The organism is Micromonospora sp. NPDC049282, from assembly GCF_043197045.1.
Lineage (GTDB): Bacteria > Actinomycetota > Actinomycetes > Mycobacteriales > Micromonosporaceae > Micromonospora.
This window is the reverse complement of record NZ_JBICSL010000043.1, coordinates 1-1,408: the sequence shown is the minus strand read 5'-3', so window position 1 is coordinate 1,408 and position 1,408 is coordinate 1. Positions and strand designations below refer to the sequence as shown.

Sequence of the window (1,408 nt, the reverse complement as noted above, 5' to 3'; positions counted from 1 at the left end):
TACTCCAACGTCACTTGGCTTCGGCGTTGAGCGTGGCGTGGGCATGAAGACGGCCACCGCGTTGATCATCGATGGTTTGTGAGGACAACCGAAGATCGTGCGGTGGCCGCGTGCCACAGCGTAGACCCCGCCGGGTGGCGGGTCATCCTGGACGAGGCGGTGACGCGTGTCGCTGGCCGGTTCGTGCGGGCGGAGCCGCGCCGGACGGCCGGGCAGTTCGTGGAAGGGCTGCTGTCGGGCGTGGAACGCAAGACCTGCTGGTCCCTGGCAGAGCGGGCGGGTCACGCTGATCCGCAGGCGATGCAGCGGCTGCTGCGCACGGCGGTGTGGGACGCCGACGACGTCCGTGATGACGTGCGTTCCTGGCTGGTGGAGCAGCTCGGCCACCCCGATGCGGTGCTGGTCACCGACGAGACCGGGTTCCTGAAGAAGGGCGTGTGCTCGGTCGGGGTGCAGCGGCAGTACACCGGCACCGCCGGACGTGTCGAGAACAGTCAGGTCGGGGTGTTCCTGGCCTACGTCACCCCGCACGGGAGGGCGCTGATCGACCGCCGGCTCTACCTACCCGAGGCAACCTGGTGCGCCCGGCCCGAGCGTCTCACCGCCGCCGGCGTCCCCGAGCAGATCGGGTTCGCTACGAAACCGGCCCTGGCCCGGCAGATGATCGCCGCCGCGATCGAGGCTGGTGTCCCCTTCGGGTGGGTGACCGGCGACGAGGTCTACGGCGCTGACCCCGGCCTACGCGCCGACCTGGAACAGCGTCAGATCGGCTACGTCCTGGCGGTCGGTTGCGACCGACGTGTGCACGTCAACGACGGTCGCACTCTGATCCGCGTCGACGACCTCGCCGAGCGGATCCCCACTCGCGAATGGCAGCAGCACAGTTGCGGGCCAGGGGCGAAAGGTCCCCGCGACTACCTGTGGGCCTGGATCACCACCGCCACCAACCCCGGTGAGCACCGGTGGCTGCTGATCCGCCGCAACCGCACGACCGGTGAGCTGGCCTTCTACCTCTGCTGGGCGCCTCGACCGGTTCCGCTGCACACCCTCGTGCGAGTGGCCGGTTCCCGCTGGAGCATCGAGGAGTTGTTCCAGACCGGCAAGGGCCAGGTCGGCCTGGACCACTACCAGGTCCGCGGCTGGACCGGCTGGCACCGCTTCATCACCCTGGCCATGCTCACCCTCGCCGTCCTGACCATCCTCGCCGCCATTGCGCAGCAGCCTGACGCCGACTCGGAGATCATCGCGTTGACCGTCGCCGAGATCCGCCGACTCCTCAACGCCTTCGTCCTCACGGGGCAGCTGCCCCCGAAGCACATCCTGCACTGGTCAATCTGGCGACGAACATCCCAAGCCCGAGCCCGCCGATCCCACTACCAGGGCAGACAGGCCAAGTGACGTTGGAGTA

General features: G+C 68.7%; 1 protein-coding gene. It reads left to right on the top strand.

The genetic code is table 11. The features are described 5' to 3' along the window. The first annotated feature begins 159 nt into the window (after positions 1–159). Positions 160–1,398, top strand: coding sequence for an IS701 family transposase (locus ACGFI2_RS30600; RefSeq protein ID WP_393523665.1), 1,239 nt, complete (start codon positions 160–162; stop codon positions 1,396–1,398). Positions 1,399–1,408: the final 10 nt, after the last annotated feature.